The following is a 15274-nucleotide window of genomic DNA, read 5'->3' as shown; positions in this document are numbered from 1 at the left end:
CGGATTTCCCTCAGGCAGCGGCCTCGTCAGAGCCATCGGCACTGACACCCAGATAAGCTTCCATTACCCGCGGATCTTTCGACACGGTTTGGTAATCCCCTTCGGTCAGAATCGCGCCACGCTGCAACACGGTGATACGGTCGGACAGATCCGCCACCACATGCAGGTTATGCTCAACCATTAAGATAGTGCGGCCCACGGCAACCTTTTTGATCAGCTCCGCCACCACACTGACATCTTCATGGCCCATTCCCTGGGTTGGCTCATCCAACAGCAGCAGCTCCGGCTCCAATGCCAGCGTAGTCGCCAACTCCAGTGCACGTTTCTGACCATAAGGCAGCTCCACCGCCACCGCTTGGGCATAGCGCTTTAGGCCAACAGACTCGAGCAACTCATGGGCACGATCATTAAGCACATTGAGACTGCTTTCTGACTTCCAGAAATGAAAGCTGGTGCCTAATTTGCGCTGCAGCGCCACCCGCACATTTTCCAATACGGTTAAGTGCGGAAAAACAGAGGAAATCTGAAAAGAACGCACCACTCCTTTACGAGCAATATCCTGTGGCTTGTCACCGGTGATATCCGTGCCATTAAACAGAATCTGCCCACGGGTAGGCGTTAAGAACTTGGTCAACAGGTTAAACACCGTGGTTTTACCTGCGCCATTAGGACCAATCAGCGCATGGATATGACCGCGCTGTACTTTGAGGTTGACATTATCAACCGCTGTAAACCCTTTAAACTCTTTGACCAAGCCCTGGGTTTCCAGCACATAAGGGGTGCTCATACTGTGCCCTCTTACCGGAGACTGTTATTTTTATTTAATCCGGTGCGCTTTAAAGGCTTGTCGCCCGCTGCTTGCCACCCGGCCAGGTCACCCCTTACAGGAACGAACCCAGTACTGGTAACGCTTGCAGCCTTATTCAAAGCGCGTCACGCAAGGTTTCCCTTTACGTAAACATCCTGAACACCACTATGCAGACTTTCCCGAGCCGGTAGAAACCCTACTTTGGTATAAGGTTTTCACCCTATCGTCGGTTTTTTAGCTAACCCCTATCCAGATACAACTAAAAAGCGTTACAAAACCTAGGGTTATCCCTTATTTGCAGCGTCTTTTCTCACAACTAAAACTAAGCAATTACCCTATTAGACTTTAGTCAGACTGCACCCCTGACGAACAGATGCTAACGTTAACGTCAACTTTGCACCTTCACCCTAAGTAAAAACAACAAGAGTTTAAGAGGGATACAAGATGTCCAGGCCCCTACCCAGCTACACCCATGGCACCAGCCAGCAGCCGTTAATCGGCATGACTATTGGCGACTTCTTCGACCATATCGTGGCGCAATACCCCGACAATGAAGCCCTGGTCGTCAAACACCAACAACTGCGCTACAGCTATCGGCAGCTACAACAACAGGTCGATCAATGCGCACTGGGCTTAATGGCACTGGACATTAAAAAAGGAGATCGCGTCGGCATCTGGGCCCCCAACTGCGCCCAATGGTGTATTGCCCAATTTGCCACCGCTAAAGTTGGCGCCATCCTAGTGAACATCAACCCCGCCTATCGTCTGCATGAACTGGAATACGCCCTCAACCAATCCGAGTGCAGTTGGCTGATCAGCGCCGACACCTTTAAAAGCTCCAACTACAGCCAGATGCTCTATGACCTGGCCCCCGAGCTGATTCACCAACGTCCCGGTGCCTTGCAAAGCCAGCGCCTGCCCCATTTAAAAGGCATCGTCACCCTGGCCGCAGGCGTCAAAGAAGGCATGCTCAGCTGGGACGATTTACTTGCTGGGGGAAGCAACTTAAGCGCCAGCCAACTGACCGAGCGCCAAGCCAGCCTGGAGTTTGATGATCCCATCAACATTCAATACACCTCTGGCACCACCGGCTTCCCCAAGGGGGCTACCCTCAGCCACCACAACATTCTCAATAACGGCTACTTTGTCGCCGAAAGCATGAGATTCACCGCGCAAGATCGTCTGGTTATCCCCGTCCCCCTGTACCACTGCTTTGGTATGGTGATGGGCAACCTCGGTTGCGTCACCCATGGCGCAACCATGATCTACCCCGGCGATGCCTTTGACCCCGAAACCGTCCTGCAATGCGTGGCAGAAGAGCGCGCCACCGCCCTCTACGGCGTGCCTACCATGTTTATTGCCGAGCTCGGTCACCCCAACTTCAAAGAATACGATCTCTCCAGTCTGCGTACCGGCATTATGGCGGGCTCTCCCTGCCCGATTGAGGTGATGAAAAAAGTCATCGAACAAATGCACATGAGCGAAGTGCAAATTGCCTATGGCATGACCGAGACCAGCCCTGTCTCCACTCAGACTAGCGCCGATGACCCCATCGAAAAACGAGTAGGCTCAGTTGGCCGCACCCAACCCCATATTGAGACCAAGATCGTCGCCCCCAATGGCCAAATTGTTGCACGCGGTGAAATAGGTGAACTCTGCACCCGCGGCTACTCCGTTATGCTCAAATATTGGAATAACCCCAATGCGACCGCCGATGCCATCGATGAAGCGGGCTGGATGCATACCGGCGACCTCGCCATCATGGATGAAGAAGGCTATGTCCGTATTGTCGGACGCAGCAAAGACATGATTATTCGGGGTGGTGAAAACGTCTACCCACGGGAAATCGAAGAGTTTCTCTACACCCACCCAGCGGTAGCCGATGTCCAAGTGACTGGCGTACCGGACGAAAAATACGGTGAAGAAATTATCGCTTGGGTGAAATTACAACCTGGTCAACAAGTTGAGGCTGAAGACTTACAAGCTTTCTGCAAAGGCAAGATTGCCCACTACAAGGTGCCGCGCTACTTCAAGTTTGTTGACGAATTCCCCATGACCGTCACTGGCAAAATCCAGAAGTTCAAAATGCGTGAGATCAGCACCGAAGAACTTGGGCTGAAAGGGCTGAATTAAACGCGGGCTGCTCAGCACCCTGGCCATTAGGCTAATCGCTTGAGCCTTTGCACCGCCGCTAATCGCGGGAGCCAAATTTCGGCTCCCGCTTAGCTACCCCTCAACCAACAACCAGCAGGCTCTTTTGACCTTCTTAATCAGAGAGATTGTCAGGTAAGGCCCCCGTTGCAGGAGTAGATAAAGGCGTTAACCCCAGTTTTTGCAATAACTCTGCCCGTTGCCCCCGCATTGCCGACAACAATAACTGCCGCCCCTGCTCCGGCTGAACCCCTTTTTGCTCCAGCATTTTCAGCAACGCATCAAAACGCCGACGCCGCTCCATCCCCTCCGGACTAAAGTCACGCCTATCACCACAAAATGTCATCAAGGTAGAACCACAGAGACAATTGCGGAATACCTCAACAACAGTGCGGTCCTGCTCATCCCAGCCCTCCTTCAGCCCGGTACAGTCATCCCGCACTTGCTGGGTCTGCAGGAGAAAATCCTGCTGTGAGGCATACTCCCGCCCACAGTTAGCACAACGCTTAGGAAAGCTACTATCATCCAGTGCCTGCAAGCCTGCAAAAAAGGCCTGTTCAAACTCCTGTGCCGCGCCCTTACTCATCAGCCTACCCCGCCCTGCTCTGCCTTTTCACTTACGGCTGAGAAAACAGAATTTCAATTGCCGATTTGCCTAAGGTGCAACATCCACTATCACGGCCTAGCTAGTGACCACCCGTCGCGCCGTGGCAAGTAGCAGCGACCACACTTAATGACCAGGATCAGTGGCAGACCCAGGAAAGTTCATTTATAAAAACATAAGTGCTTCAGGGAGAACGCTTCATGGACGATATCAGCCCCTCTGATCTCAAAACGATCCTTCACTCCAAACGAGCCAATCTGTACTACCTGCAACACTGCCGCGTGCTAGTCAATGGTGGCCGGGTTGAATACGTCACGGATGAAGGCAAACGCCAGTTGTATTGGAATATCCCCATTGCCAATACCACCACCCTACTGCTTGGCACCGGTACCTCTATTACCCAGGCAGCCATGCGAGAGCTGGCCAAAGCTGGCGTTATGGTGGGATTTTGCGGGGGCGGAGGTACACCCTTATTCAGTGCCAATGAAATCGATATCGACATTGCCTGGTTTTCCCCGCAGAGCGAATACCGCCCAACCGAGTACTTACAAAACTGGGTACGTTTCTGGTTTACCGACACCCTGCGCCTGGAAGCCGCCAAGACCTTTCAACGCGCCCGACTGGAACGTATTCGCCAACAATGGCTGCATGAGCGCACGCTGCGGGAGCTGGGCTTTAAACCAGATAGTCAGGCACTCCAGCATCTCCTCAGCCAATCACTTGAAGCCATCAATAATGCACCTGACCATACCTTTCTCCTGACCGAAGAAGCCCGCCTCAGCAAACGACTGTTCAAATTAGCCGCCACCACTACGCAATACGGTGATTTTGTCCGTGCCAAACGTGGCGGCGGCACCGACCCTGCCAACCGTTTTCTCGATCACGGTAACTATCTGGCCTATGGCCTGGGCGCCACCGCCTGCTGGGTGTTAGGGCTGCCCCACGGGCTGGCAATACTGCATGGCAAAACCCGTCGCGGCGGACTGGTATTTGATGTGGCGGATTTAGTCAAAGACGCCATCATCCTGCCGCTGGCCTTTATCTGCGCCATGAATGGTGATGAAGAGCAAAGCTTCCGCCAGCAGTGCATCGATGGGCTGACCCGCAGCGAAGCATTGGACTTTATGATCGATACCCTGAAGGCCACTGCCGAGCAGCTTGGTCACCAAGCGCAGATGGAATCACAGGGATGAATATTCTATTGATCTCCCAGTGTGACAAACGCGCGCTGGTAGAAACCCGCCGTATTCTCGACCAATTTGCCGAACGCCGTGGCGAGCGCACCTGGCAAACCGCCATCACCCAGGCGGGCTTGGACACCCTGCGCAAGCTGCTGCGCAAATCAGCCCGACGCAATACTGCCGTTGCCTGCCATTGGATACGTGGACGTGATCATAGTGAGTTGATCTGGATTGTGGGCAATGCGAGCCGTTTTAATGAGCAGGGTGCAGTGCCAACCAATACCACAGAACGGGATATCATTCGCCAGCAAGATGAAAACGACTGGCATTGTGGCGCGGCCATCTACCTGTTATCCGCCATGGCCGCCCTTATGCATGATCTGGGCAAGGCTTGTCGTGCTTTTCAATTACGTCTGCAAGGTCAGCTCAGTGAGCGAAACCGCTACCGCCACGAGTGGATTTCACTGCGTTTGTTTCTCGCCTTTGTCGGCCAAGACAGCGATGAACAATGGCTAACCCGCTTGCTTAACCCTAGTGCAGAGGATGATCAACGCTGGTTACAACATCTGCAAAAAGATGGGCTGGACTCCCAGTGCCGCCCTCCATTTGAGCATCTTCCACCTCTGGCAACGGCTATTGGCTGGCTGGTTCTCAGCCATCACCGCTTACCGGCCTACCCAGCGTTTGATGATCAACAGCAGCAACTTCGCTGGGGAAAGAAGCCCAAAGGCATCAATAGCGCAGGGCTACAACAACTATTGCTAAAAATAGACGCCCGTTGGAATGAAATCGTCGTGCCCGCCAGTCCGCAAGAATTGGCCAGCTATTGGCAATTTGACCACCCCTTACCGCCATTAACCTCACGCTGGCGTAAGCAGGCAGCCCGTCTTGCTCAACGCCTGTTAGCCCAACCCAGTGACTTTCAGAATTGGCTCAATAGCCCCTATGTCATGCATCTATCGCGCCTTACCCTGATGCTGGCTGACCATTACTACTCATCGCTGAGTAGCGCACCTAATACGCCTTTGCTCAAACACCCACAACGGGTCAGCGGTGAGCCAAATTACCCTGTATTTGCCAACACCCTGCGAAAAACCGGGGAGATGAATCAACCCTTAGACGAACACCTGATAGGCGTATGCAGCCATGCCAGCTTAGTCAGCCATGCCCTGCCTGGAGTGGAACAGCAACTACCACGCCTGGCCCGTCACCGTGGACTACGCCGCCGTAGTGATGACCCACGTTTTCGCTGGCAAGACAAAGCCGCCGACATGGCCACAGCGCTACGTGATCGCACCAGCCAACAAGGGCTATTTTTGCTCAATATGGCCTCAACCGGCTGTGGCAAAACCCTGGCTAATGGCCGCATTGCTTACGCCCTGGCTAATCCGCAACAGGGTGCGCGCTTTACCATTGCCCTGGGGCTGCGCACCCTCACCCTGCAAACCGGTAATGCCCTGCGCGACCGCCTGCATCTGGCCGATGATGAATTAGCGGTATTAGTCGGAGGTAGCGCACACCGGGAGCTGCAAGAACACTATCAACAGCTGGCTGAACAGAACGGTTCAGCGTCCGCTGCCTCACTGCTGGAAGAAAGCAGTCACCTGCGCTTTGATGGCAACTGCGACAGCCACCCGCTGTTAGCGCGCTTGATGTTGGAGGGACGCAGCCGCCAGCTATTGGAAGCCCCTATTTTGGTCTGCACCCTTGACCACCTGATGCCTGCCACCGAAAGCCTGCGCGGCGGCGGGCAAATTCTGCCCATGCTGAGATTGCTCAGTAGTGACCTGATTCTGGATGAGCCTGATGACTTCGACCTGGCCGACAGCCATGCCCTGACTCGACTGGTTTACTGGTGTGGTTTGCTTGGTAGCCGCCTGATTCTGTCTTCCGCCACCTTACCACCCGCGCTGATTCAAGGGCTGTTTAATGCCTACCGGCAAGGGCGGGAAGAGTATCAACAACAACGCGGCCAACCAGGACTCCCCGTAGACGTTTGCTGTGCCTGGGTGGATGAACATCAATATCTGGCGATCCAATGCGCCAATGAGAGTGCATTTGCACAGTCCCATCTGAATTTTGCCCAACAGCGTTACCAGCGACTCGCGCAGGAAGAAGCCCGACGCCTTAGCCAATTGCTGCCCCTGCCAGCGCCCCCGCTGCAACTTGAGCAAATCGGCCCAGCGATAGCACCGCTGCTGTTAGAGGCCATTCAATCTTTACACCAAACGCATGCCGAGACTGATCCCCACAGCGGCAAGCAGGTCAGTTTTGGCCTGATCCGCATGGCCAATATCGAACCGCTGATTGAGGTGGCTCAGGCCTTGTTTCAGCAGGAATTGCCGCCAAGTTGGCGAATACACCTCTGCGTCTACCACTCGCAGTTTCCCTTATTTCTGCGTTCCGCTATCGAGTACCGGCTAGATCAGACGCTTAACCGGCGCACGCCATCAGCGGTATTTGAGTTAGCCGATATTCGCCAGCGCCTCGACCACTCTCCCGAGCCCCAGCAAATATTTGTGGTACTTGGCAGTCCAGTAACGGAAGTCGGTCGTGACCATGACTACGACTGGGCGATTGCTGAACCCTCCTCCATGCGCTCACTGATTCAGTTAGCAGGGCGTATCCGCCGCCACCGTCCCGGTGCCTGCAAGGCAGCCAATCTGCTGATTCTTGATACCAATATTAAGCACCTGCGTGAACCGGCCCAGGCCGCGTTTTGCCAACCCGGCTATGAAACACCCAGCACCCGCCTTAACAGCCATCGGCTAGCTGACATTCTGACTCTTGAGCAATACCAAAGGATTGACGCACGTCCCCGGCTACTGGAGCGCTCGCCGTTACAACCACGCAGCAATCTGGTTGATCTGGAACACCAGCGCACCCGCGACACCCTGCTTATGCCGTCAGCCCCTGCCGCCGTGCCTGCAGGTAGACGTACCGCCCGTACTGGGGCCGTTGCACAGGGGCTCCCCCCACTAGGGGCCTACAGTTGCTGGAGCCTTCCCCATATCAGTTTGACGGCTGTATTGCCGCAATGCTTCCCCTTCCGGGAAGACAACCAGCATTACCAGGAACTAGTGTTTCTACCCGATGAGGAGGAGGTAGCGCTGCTCTGCCATGAAATTGATCGCAGCAACAAGCTGGACCCTAGGCCTCTACTGATCGACGGCAGCCTGCTGCACTACTACGGCCCAGAACTCTTTAACAGCTCCAGTATTAGTCCCTGGGGGGATACCGACATGCTGACTGCACTGATCGAACTGGCCGAATCACTTGAAATCAGCCTGAACCAATGCGCTTGGCGCTTCGCCACAATACGTTTACCTGCCAATCAGAACGGCTGGCGTTTTCACCCAATCCTGGGATTTAGGAAAAACCGCTAGCAATGCTGCAAAAGGACATTCACTGAAGGAGTAGCTATGACCGAAGACCCACAACAGGAAGCCTCACGGCTCCGCGCCCAGATCGCTGCTTTTATCAAGGAGCGATTGGATGCCAAACTCAAAAAGTTGGAACCGAATGACCCAAAATATGCGCTCTTGATCCAACAACATGAGTACCACACTTGGTTAAATGACGCAGCCAAACGCGCTGGCAAAATTCAGATTGCAACACATACGATTAAAGCTATTCATACTAGTGCTCGGGGTACAAACCTCTATATCGAACCACATAACCTCCCTTCCCATCCAATCGTGGGTAGCCATTTACTAGGCAACAATTTCAAACCTGACGCTGCAGTTGAAGATGCCAAAGTTTTGGATGTTTATGCTTTTCTACAAATCCAGACTGGGTCAGGCAAAACGCTACTAGAACTTGCACTACTGCAAGATGAATCCCTTAAAAACGCCTTGAATCACGACGAAGAAAAAGCTCAACACTTACTGGATGCTTTTGCAGCTCCAGTAAAAGCAGCACGAAAAGCAGTAAGCCATACACTCGCCAAACAACTTTACTGGCATATTGGTAATGATCCGTGTCAAGACGACCAATACCATTTGCTGGCACCACTGTTTGCCAGTTCCCTTACTCAAAGAGTATATGAGCAAATCAATGAAGATCGTTTCGGCCCTGCCGCCACATCAGCTCGCGAAGCAAGAAAGACTAAGTCTCCACACCATCAAGGTTTCAATGAATATCCAAATCTCGCAATTCAGAAGCTTGGAGGAGAAAACCCACAAAACGCAGGAAAATTGAACCAAGCTCGCCGTGGACAAAACTACCTGCTCGCCTCCCTGCCCCCTCGTTGGGATCGTAGTCTACTGACCCCACCACTGCGCACTGATTCAGTCTTCCCGCGTTTTACCCGCCGCAAAGAAGTCTGGCTCACGGTACGCCAACTGCGGGCACTGCTCTTAAGTGAGCCACCCAAAAACCTGCAGACACGCGAAACCCGCTATTCCCTGACCTCCAAACTGGTGGATGAGCTACTCCAGTTCGGAGCCGAATACTGGCAGCTTCCCCCCGGCTGGAGCGCACAGCCAGAATGCCGCCTGGTGGAGGCTGAAGCCCTGTGGCTCGACCCCTACCGCGCCCACCACGATGAAGACTTTGCTAGTAAATGGCGCCAGGGCGACTGGCAACAGACCATCTGCCAACGCTTTGCTAACTGGCTGAATAGGCTACTGCGCATAGTCGACTTACCCGTGGCTGATCCCGAGCATCGGCAGTGGAGCAAAGAGGTCAAACTGGCCGAAGACTGGCGCGAATGGCTAAAGCATCTGGAGCAAGAGCTGAACCAATTACAGAAGGAACTGAGCAATGAGTGAAACAGGCTTACTGATCCTTCCCCGTGTACGGGTACAAAATGCCAACTGTATTTCCAGCCCGATGACTTGGGGTTTCCCATCCATCACCGCCTTCACCGGCCTGATGGCGGCGCTAGAGCGCAAAGTGCATGAGCACACAAGGCTTGAGTTTCTCAGTGTCGGGGTTATCTGCCACCACTTTGCTGCTCAAGTGACCAGCGGTGGTTATACCCGCACCTTCTGTCTGACCCGTAATCCAGTTGATAAAGATGGCAGCACCGCCGCCATTGTCGAGGAGGGCCGTGCCCACCTGGACATCACCCTGGTGTTTGGCGTGGGCGGCACAGGGATGGAAAACAGCGAAGAACAACGGCAGCAGGCGGCCCGCTATTGCGCCGAGGCACTGGCCACCCTTCGCATCGCCGGAGGCAGCGTATTACCCGCCCTGCCCGGCACCCCCGGCTACTACCAGCAGCCAACACTTAAGGGATTGGATGACGACCCAGACAAACGCGCCCAAGAATTTCGCCGCTTGCGCCGCCAATGGCTACCAGGGTTTGCCTTAGTCTGCCGAGATGACCTGCTCACAGCGCGATTACAGGAGCTACAACAGACAGACCCCGAGGCCAGTCGCCTCGATGCCTGGCTTGATCTATCGCGCTTGCACATCCGCCCGCGCGCTGCTGAACCGACTCAGGAACAAGAGGCCCCACCAAAAGATAAGCTGGAATGGGAGGTGAGCCGCCCACCTGGTTGGCTAGTCCCTATTCCCATCGGTTTTGCTGCGCTATCGCCCCTCCACCCACCCGGTGAAGTGGCCAATGCCCGCGATATGACCACCCCCTTTCGCTTTGTCGAAAGCCTTTATTCCATTGGCCAATGGCTGAGCCCGCATCGGCTGCAAAGCCACGAACAACTCCTGTGGTATAGCGTTTATGACGACAGCAACGGCCTTTACCGTTGCCAAAATGACTATGCCCTCACTCACAATCACGACTTTGCTTAAGTAAAAGGAACCTCACGATGGCAACTACTACTGTAAAAACCGCTTCCGTACTGGCTTTCGAGCGTAAGCTGGACCCTTCCGATGCCTTAATGTTTGCCGGCAACTGGGATGAGCGCGACCACCAGGCCCGCTGGCAAGGCATTCCCATCCGCACCAAGTCCGTGCGCGGTACCATTTCCAACCGTTTAAAAACCAAGGACCAAGATCCTGCCAAACTCGATGCCGCCATTGAAAACCCCAATCTACAAACCGTTGACATTGCCGCACTACCCAGTGATGCCGACACCCTTATGGTGCGCTTTACCCTGCGCATCCTGGCTGGCGCCGGTACTCCCTCAGCCTGCAACGACAGTGACTATCGCAACAAGCTACTGCAAACCGTCGCCAGCTATACCGAACACCAGGGTTTTACTGAACTCGCCAACCGCTATGCTCACAACCTGGCCAATGGCCGCTTCCTCTGGCGCAACCGCATCGGTGCCGAACAGGTGGAAGTAGTTATCAGTCATCTGGTCGATGGCCAGGCAACCTGCAGCTGGACGTTCAATGCCCTGAACTTTTCTCTGCGTCAGTTCGATAACCACGCAGATATCGCCGAGCTAAGCCAGCTCATTGCGCAAGGGTTAGCCGGTCAGCGCCATGTGCTGCTAGCCATCACCACCTTTGTGCGCATGGGCGCGGGACAGGAAGTCTTCCCCTCACAAGAGTTAATTCTGGATAAGTCCAGCAACGGTAAAAGCAAGACGCTTTATCAAGTCAACGAGATTGCCGGTATTCACTCGCAGAAAATCGGTAACGCCCTGCGCACTATCGATACCTGGTACCCCAATGACAGCGGTGACGCCCTGGGCCCGATCGCAGTTGAGCCCTATGGTTCCGTCACCACCGAAGGTAAAGCCTACCGCCAACCCAAAGCCAAAATGGACTTTTATACCCTGCTCGATAGTTGGGTGACCGAAGACAAAGTACCCCCTGTAGAACAACAGCACTTTGTCATGGCGACTCTTATCCGTGGTGGTGTATTTGGCAAGGCGGACTAACCATGAACTACTACCTTGATATCCGCCTGCGTGCCGATCCGGACTTTACCCCACCGCAGTTAATGAGTGCGCTCTACAGCAAGTTGCACCGTGCGCTGGTCGCCGGGCAATACACCAGCATTGGCGTCAGCTTCCCCTTCATGGAGCAGCAACATGCAGGTTTAGGGGGGCTATTGCGCCTACACAGCAATGCTGCCGAGCTTGATCACCTGATGGGGCAAACCTGGCTAAGCGGCATGCACGACCATGTGACCGTGGCAGAGATATTGCCTGTTCCCGATAATGCGTCCCATCGCACTTTACGTCGTGTACAGGCACAAAGCAGTCCGGAACGTCTGCGGCGGCGTTTCGCTAAACGTCACCAACTCAGCGAAGCTGAGGCCAGGGAGCGCATTCCAGACTCCGCCGCACAGATGCTAAAGCTGCCCTACCTGCAACTGCGCAGCCATAGTACTGGCCAGCACTTCAGGCTGTTTTTACAGCTAGGTGCAGCACAGGAGCATCCTATTGCCGGCACCTTTAACAGCTATGGATTAAGTCAGAGTGCCACCCTACCGTGGTTTTGACCCTTTTTTTAAACCCTAGAAATAGGGTTATAAAAATCAAACAGTTAGAGCACACCTGAGAAAAAGGCTCTGGCGTGCTCTAACGGGGTTTGCTCTTTAACAATCAAGCAGTTAAATTGCCTTGGCTCTACTTCACTGCCGCATAGGCAGCTCAGAAAGCCGATCAGCTGCCGGCGACGGCACCGGCTGACTTCACTGCCGCATAGGCAGCTCAGAAAGCCGCGATGGCGGGGAAACTTGGGGACGCGGGCTTCACTGCCGCATAGGCAGCTCAGAAAGTTCCGGTAAATTTTGCGAGAAAAAAAGTTATCTTCACTGCCGCATAGGCAGCTCAGAAAGCTAACAGTTGCCGCCGTTGTCCCCAGACGTTCTTCACTGCCGCATAGGCAGCTCAGAAAATATAGGACTAACAGCGACCCCCACGCGCCTGCTTCACTGCCGCATAGGCAGCTCAGAAAAGCAGGACGTGCCGGAGGCGATAGACGACCGGCTTCACTGCCGCATAGGCAGCTCAGAAATTGGGGTTACTGATGGGAACTATATACAGTCGCTTCACTGCCGCATAGGCAGCTCAGAAAAGATGACAGTAGATGGGTCGATAACGCCACCACTTCACTGCCGCATAGGCAGCTCAGAAACAAAAGAGCAGGTCGCCAGCCTGCTAAAACAGCTTCACTGCCGCATAGGCAGCTCAGAAAATAGAGCCACCGGAGCCCATCACGCGCACCCACTTCACTGCCGCATAGGCAGCTCAGAAACTGCTGCCAATTGATATGCCGAGCTGATAGACCCTTCACTGCCGCATAGGCAGCTCAGAAATATTGGTACTAATGGTGCGTGTGTTCTGGGGACTTCACTGCCGCATAGGCAGCTCAGAAAAATTGCAGATTAAAGATAAGTCGATCAAAGTTCTTCACTGCCGCATAGGCAGCTCAGAAAAGTAGGCGGTGCTTTGCTTGTTGCTTCTGGTGCTTCACTGCCGCATAGGCAGCTCAGAAAGTTAAGCCGCTAGTCACCGCCGTCCAGCACTGCTTCACTGCCGCATAGGCAGCTCAGAAAATCGGTTAGTAGAGCCCACCTCTACCCACGTTCTTCACTGCCGCATAGGCAGCTCAGAAAGCACGCTGATATCGTTCGTGCAGCGGCGAACGCTTCACTGCCGCATAGGCAGCTCAGAAATTTGTCGTCACGCAGCGCGTTAGCGTACAGGCCTTCACTGCCGCATAGGCAGCTCAGAAAAGAGTGGGCGCAGTGGTTGGCGCAGAATGATTCTTCACTGCCGCATAGGCAGCTCAGAAATGGGCCGACACCTGCAGCACCCCGGCCAAATTCTTCACTGCCGCATAGGCAGCTCAGAAAAGGGCGCGACCAATTTTAAACCCGATTATGTTCTTCACTGCCGCATAGGCAGCTCAGAAAAAATCTGAGAACTCGACAGCATCTGCAAAATCCTTCACTGCCGCATAGGCAGCTCAGAAAGATGCGCTGGGCCGCTGTGGGCTGGTTGTCGTCTTCACTGCCGCATAGGCAGCTCAGAAAATATCTAGCTCAGGCATATTAGCCAGCCTTAACTTCACTGCCGCATAGGCAGCTCAGAAAAGCCCGGAGGGGTTTGCTAAATCGGTGGCAAACTTCACTGCCGCATAGGCAGCTCAGAAATATGATGAAATGCGCCAAGGGGGCGATGCCGACTTCACTGCCGCATAGGCAGCTCAGAAAAGTGGTGCCTGGCAGGATGTAGACGGAGCTCCCTTCACTGCCGCATAGGCAGCTCAGAAAAACCAAAAAACAGAATAGGGAGGCTATATGGCCTTCACTGCCGCATAGGCAGCTCAGAAAACATCGCCGCCGCTGGCTGGGCCAGAACAATGCTTCACTGCCGCATAGGCAGCTCAGAAAATGTTTTCCACGTCGATTTCGTGGACGACCTGCTTCACTGCCGCATAGGCAGCTCAGAAAAGAGCTGGACGCCGAAGCGGTCGAAAGCCTCACTTCACTGCCGCATAGGCAGCTCAGAAAGATTATATCAGCAGGCTTAGCAGGAAAGCCCCCTTCACTGCCGCATAGGCAGCTCAGAAATTCATGGCTGGAGAAGCTGCCCAGCGCGGGCGCTTCACTGCCGCATAGGCAGCTCAGAAAAGCTAGCCGACCTGCTGCGGACAAATGGCGTACTTCACTGCCGCATAGGCAGCTCAGAAAAGATAACGCGCCCTAGCGCCTCGACTTCGGCCCTTCACTGCCGCATAGGCAGCTCAGAAATTTGCATCGGCGCCGGGGAGTTCGCAAGGGCGCTTCACTGCCGCATAGGCAGCTCAGAAAGAGGGGTCAGCGGGTACGCTCACCAGGCTGATCTTCACTGCCGCATAGGCAGCTCAGAAAAACTGGTCAGCCAGCCAGGCGGCGGAGGGGATCTTCACTGCCGCATAGGCAGCTCAGAAAGTCTGGGGCGCGGCAGGCATTTGTCAGGTGTGCTTCACTGCCGCATAGGCAGCTCAGAAAAGAACCACCTGCTCCATTTTCACCTCCTGTATCTTCACTGCCGCATAGGCAGCTCAGAAAGGTGGAAAACTCGTAAAACTGGGCAGAGAACCCTTCACTGCCGCATAGGCAGCTCAGAAATATCGACTACATAAACGCCATAGGGTTTAGCACTTCACTGCCGCATAGGCAGCTCAGAAAGTGATACTCGGAGTTGCTTATATCTGCATAAACTTCACTGCCGCATAGGCAGCTCAGAAAATCGTCACGAGGCTGACTTGATCGATCTGATCCTTCACTGCCGCATAGGCAGCTCAGAAACAGCCGAGGGCCGCCGTAACAGCTAAATCTGCCTTCACTGCCGCATAGGCAGCTCAGAAAAAGGCGCTGGGATTAATGCCCATCCAAGAAAGCTTCACTGCCGCATAGGCAGCTCAGAAATGGCATTAACCGCTAGCTGCTCGGTGCCTGGGCTTCACTGCCGCATAGGCAGCTCAGAAATGCATCGTGCTAGATCACGCCAATAAACGCAACTTCACTGCCGCATAGGCAGCTCAGAAATATCTGGCTGGTGTTCAAACTTTTCACATTATCTTCACTGCCGCATAGGCAGCTCAGAAACGTGGATCGACTGGCTGCGTCCAGCTAATAGTCTTCACTGCCGCATAGGCAGCTCAGAAATCAAGAAT

General features: G+C 54.2%; 9 protein-coding genes and 1 CRISPR repeat array. Of the genes, 7 read left to right on the top strand and 2 right to left on the bottom strand.

Features of this window, described 5'->3' with window-relative positions:
- Nucleotides 1–10 precede the first annotated feature (10 nt).
- A complete protein-coding gene (locus Q334_RS0110170) occupies nt 11–787 on the bottom strand; it encodes an ABC transporter ATP-binding protein (protein WP_027313114.1) in 777 nt (258 codons plus the stop codon).
- A gap of 465 nt (nt 788–1252) precedes the next feature.
- Between Q334_RS0110170 and Q334_RS0110165 the strand changes: the two genes are divergently transcribed.
- Complete coding sequence (locus Q334_RS0110165) at nt 1253–2941, top strand: AMP-binding protein (RefSeq protein ID WP_027313113.1); 1689 nt, start codon at nt 1253–1255, stop codon at nt 2939–2941.
- A gap of 133 nt (nt 2942–3074) precedes the next feature.
- Here Q334_RS0110165 and Q334_RS18745 read toward each other — a convergent pair whose 3' ends face one another.
- The gene (locus Q334_RS18745; protein ID WP_051527703.1) at nt 3075–3545 is read right to left on the bottom strand and encodes a hypothetical protein; all 471 of its coding nucleotides are present in this window, start codon (nt 3543–3545) and stop codon (nt 3075–3077) included.
- Between the two features lie 218 nt (nt 3546–3763).
- On the opposite strand from Q334_RS18745, the gene cas1f reads away from it, so the two are divergent.
- The 6 genes from cas1f to cas6f are packed head-to-tail and all read left to right on the top strand — an operon-like array spanning nt 3764 to nt 12107.
- On the top strand, nt 3764–4756 hold the full coding sequence (gene cas1f, locus Q334_RS0110155; protein ID WP_027313112.1) for a type I-F CRISPR-associated endonuclease Cas1f: 993 nt from the start codon (nt 3764–3766) through the stop codon (nt 4754–4756).
- Nucleotides 4753–8130 carry a type I-F CRISPR-associated helicase Cas3f gene (cas3f, locus tag Q334_RS0110150; protein WP_027313111.1) on the top strand — a complete coding sequence of 1126 codons (3378 nt, stop codon included), beginning with the start codon at nt 4753–4755 and terminating at the stop codon, nt 8128–8130. The genes cas1f and cas3f overlap by 4 nt, the downstream gene beginning before the upstream one ends.
- A gap of 36 nt (nt 8131–8166) precedes the next feature.
- The gene (gene csy1, locus Q334_RS0110145; protein ID WP_027313110.1) at nt 8167–9516 is read left to right on the top strand and encodes a type I-F CRISPR-associated protein Csy1; all 1350 of its coding nucleotides are present in this window, start codon (nt 8167–8169) and stop codon (nt 9514–9516) included.
- Nucleotides 9509–10501, top strand: coding sequence for a type I-F CRISPR-associated protein Csy2 (gene csy2 / locus Q334_RS0110140; protein ID WP_027313109.1), 993 nt, complete (start codon nt 9509–9511; stop codon nt 10499–10501). Before csy1 ends, csy2 begins: the two co-directional genes overlap by 8 nt.
- Nucleotides 10502–10518: 17 nt before the next feature.
- On the top strand, nt 10519–11541 hold the full coding sequence (gene csy3, locus Q334_RS0110135) for a type I-F CRISPR-associated protein Csy3 (protein WP_027313108.1): 1023 nt from the start codon (nt 10519–10521) through the stop codon (nt 11539–11541).
- A gap of 2 nt (nt 11542–11543) precedes the next feature.
- Entirely contained in the window at nt 11544–12107 is a 564-nt protein-coding gene (cas6f, locus tag Q334_RS0110130; protein ID WP_027313107.1) for a type I-F CRISPR-associated endoribonuclease Cas6/Csy4, read from the top strand.
- Between the two features lie 130 nt (nt 12108–12237).
- Nucleotides 12238–15266: direct repeats of the CRISPR family, unit length 28 nt; unit sequence CTTCACTGCCGCATAGGCAGCTCAGAAA.
- Between the last annotated feature and the right edge of the window lie 8 nt (nt 15267–15274).

This window comes from Balneatrix alpica DSM 16621, assembly GCF_000619885.1.
GTDB lineage: Bacteria > Pseudomonadota > Gammaproteobacteria > Pseudomonadales > Balneatricaceae > Balneatrix > Balneatrix alpica.
This window is presented reverse-complemented; position numbering and strand designations above follow the sequence as displayed.

What these genes read in the sequence shown, in the direction of transcription:
- Q334_RS0110170 (WP_027313114.1), bottom strand. Translation starts at nt 787, where the DNA reads ATGAGCACCCCTTATGTGCTGGAAACCCAGGGCTTGGTCAAAGAGTTT.
- Q334_RS0110165 (WP_027313113.1), top strand. Translation starts at nt 1,253, where the DNA reads ATGTCCAGGCCCCTACCCAGCTACACCCATGGCACCAGCCAGCAGCCG.
- Q334_RS18745 (WP_051527703.1), bottom strand. Translation starts at nt 3,545, where the DNA reads ATGAGTAAGGGCGCGGCACAGGAGTTTGAACAGGCCTTTTTTGCAGGC.
- cas1f (WP_027313112.1), top strand. Translation starts at nt 3,764, where the DNA reads ATGGACGATATCAGCCCCTCTGATCTCAAAACGATCCTTCACTCCAAA.
- cas3f (WP_027313111.1), top strand. Translation starts at nt 4,753, where the DNA reads ATGAATATTCTATTGATCTCCCAGTGTGACAAACGCGCGCTGGTAGAA.
- csy1 (WP_027313110.1), top strand. Translation starts at nt 8,167, where the DNA reads ATGACCGAAGACCCACAACAGGAAGCCTCACGGCTCCGCGCCCAGATC.
- csy2 (WP_027313109.1), top strand. Translation starts at nt 9,509, where the DNA reads ATGAGTGAAACAGGCTTACTGATCCTTCCCCGTGTACGGGTACAAAAT.
- csy3 (WP_027313108.1), top strand. Translation starts at nt 10,519, where the DNA reads ATGGCAACTACTACTGTAAAAACCGCTTCCGTACTGGCTTTCGAGCGT.
- cas6f (WP_027313107.1), top strand. Translation starts at nt 11,544, where the DNA reads ATGAACTACTACCTTGATATCCGCCTGCGTGCCGATCCGGACTTTACC.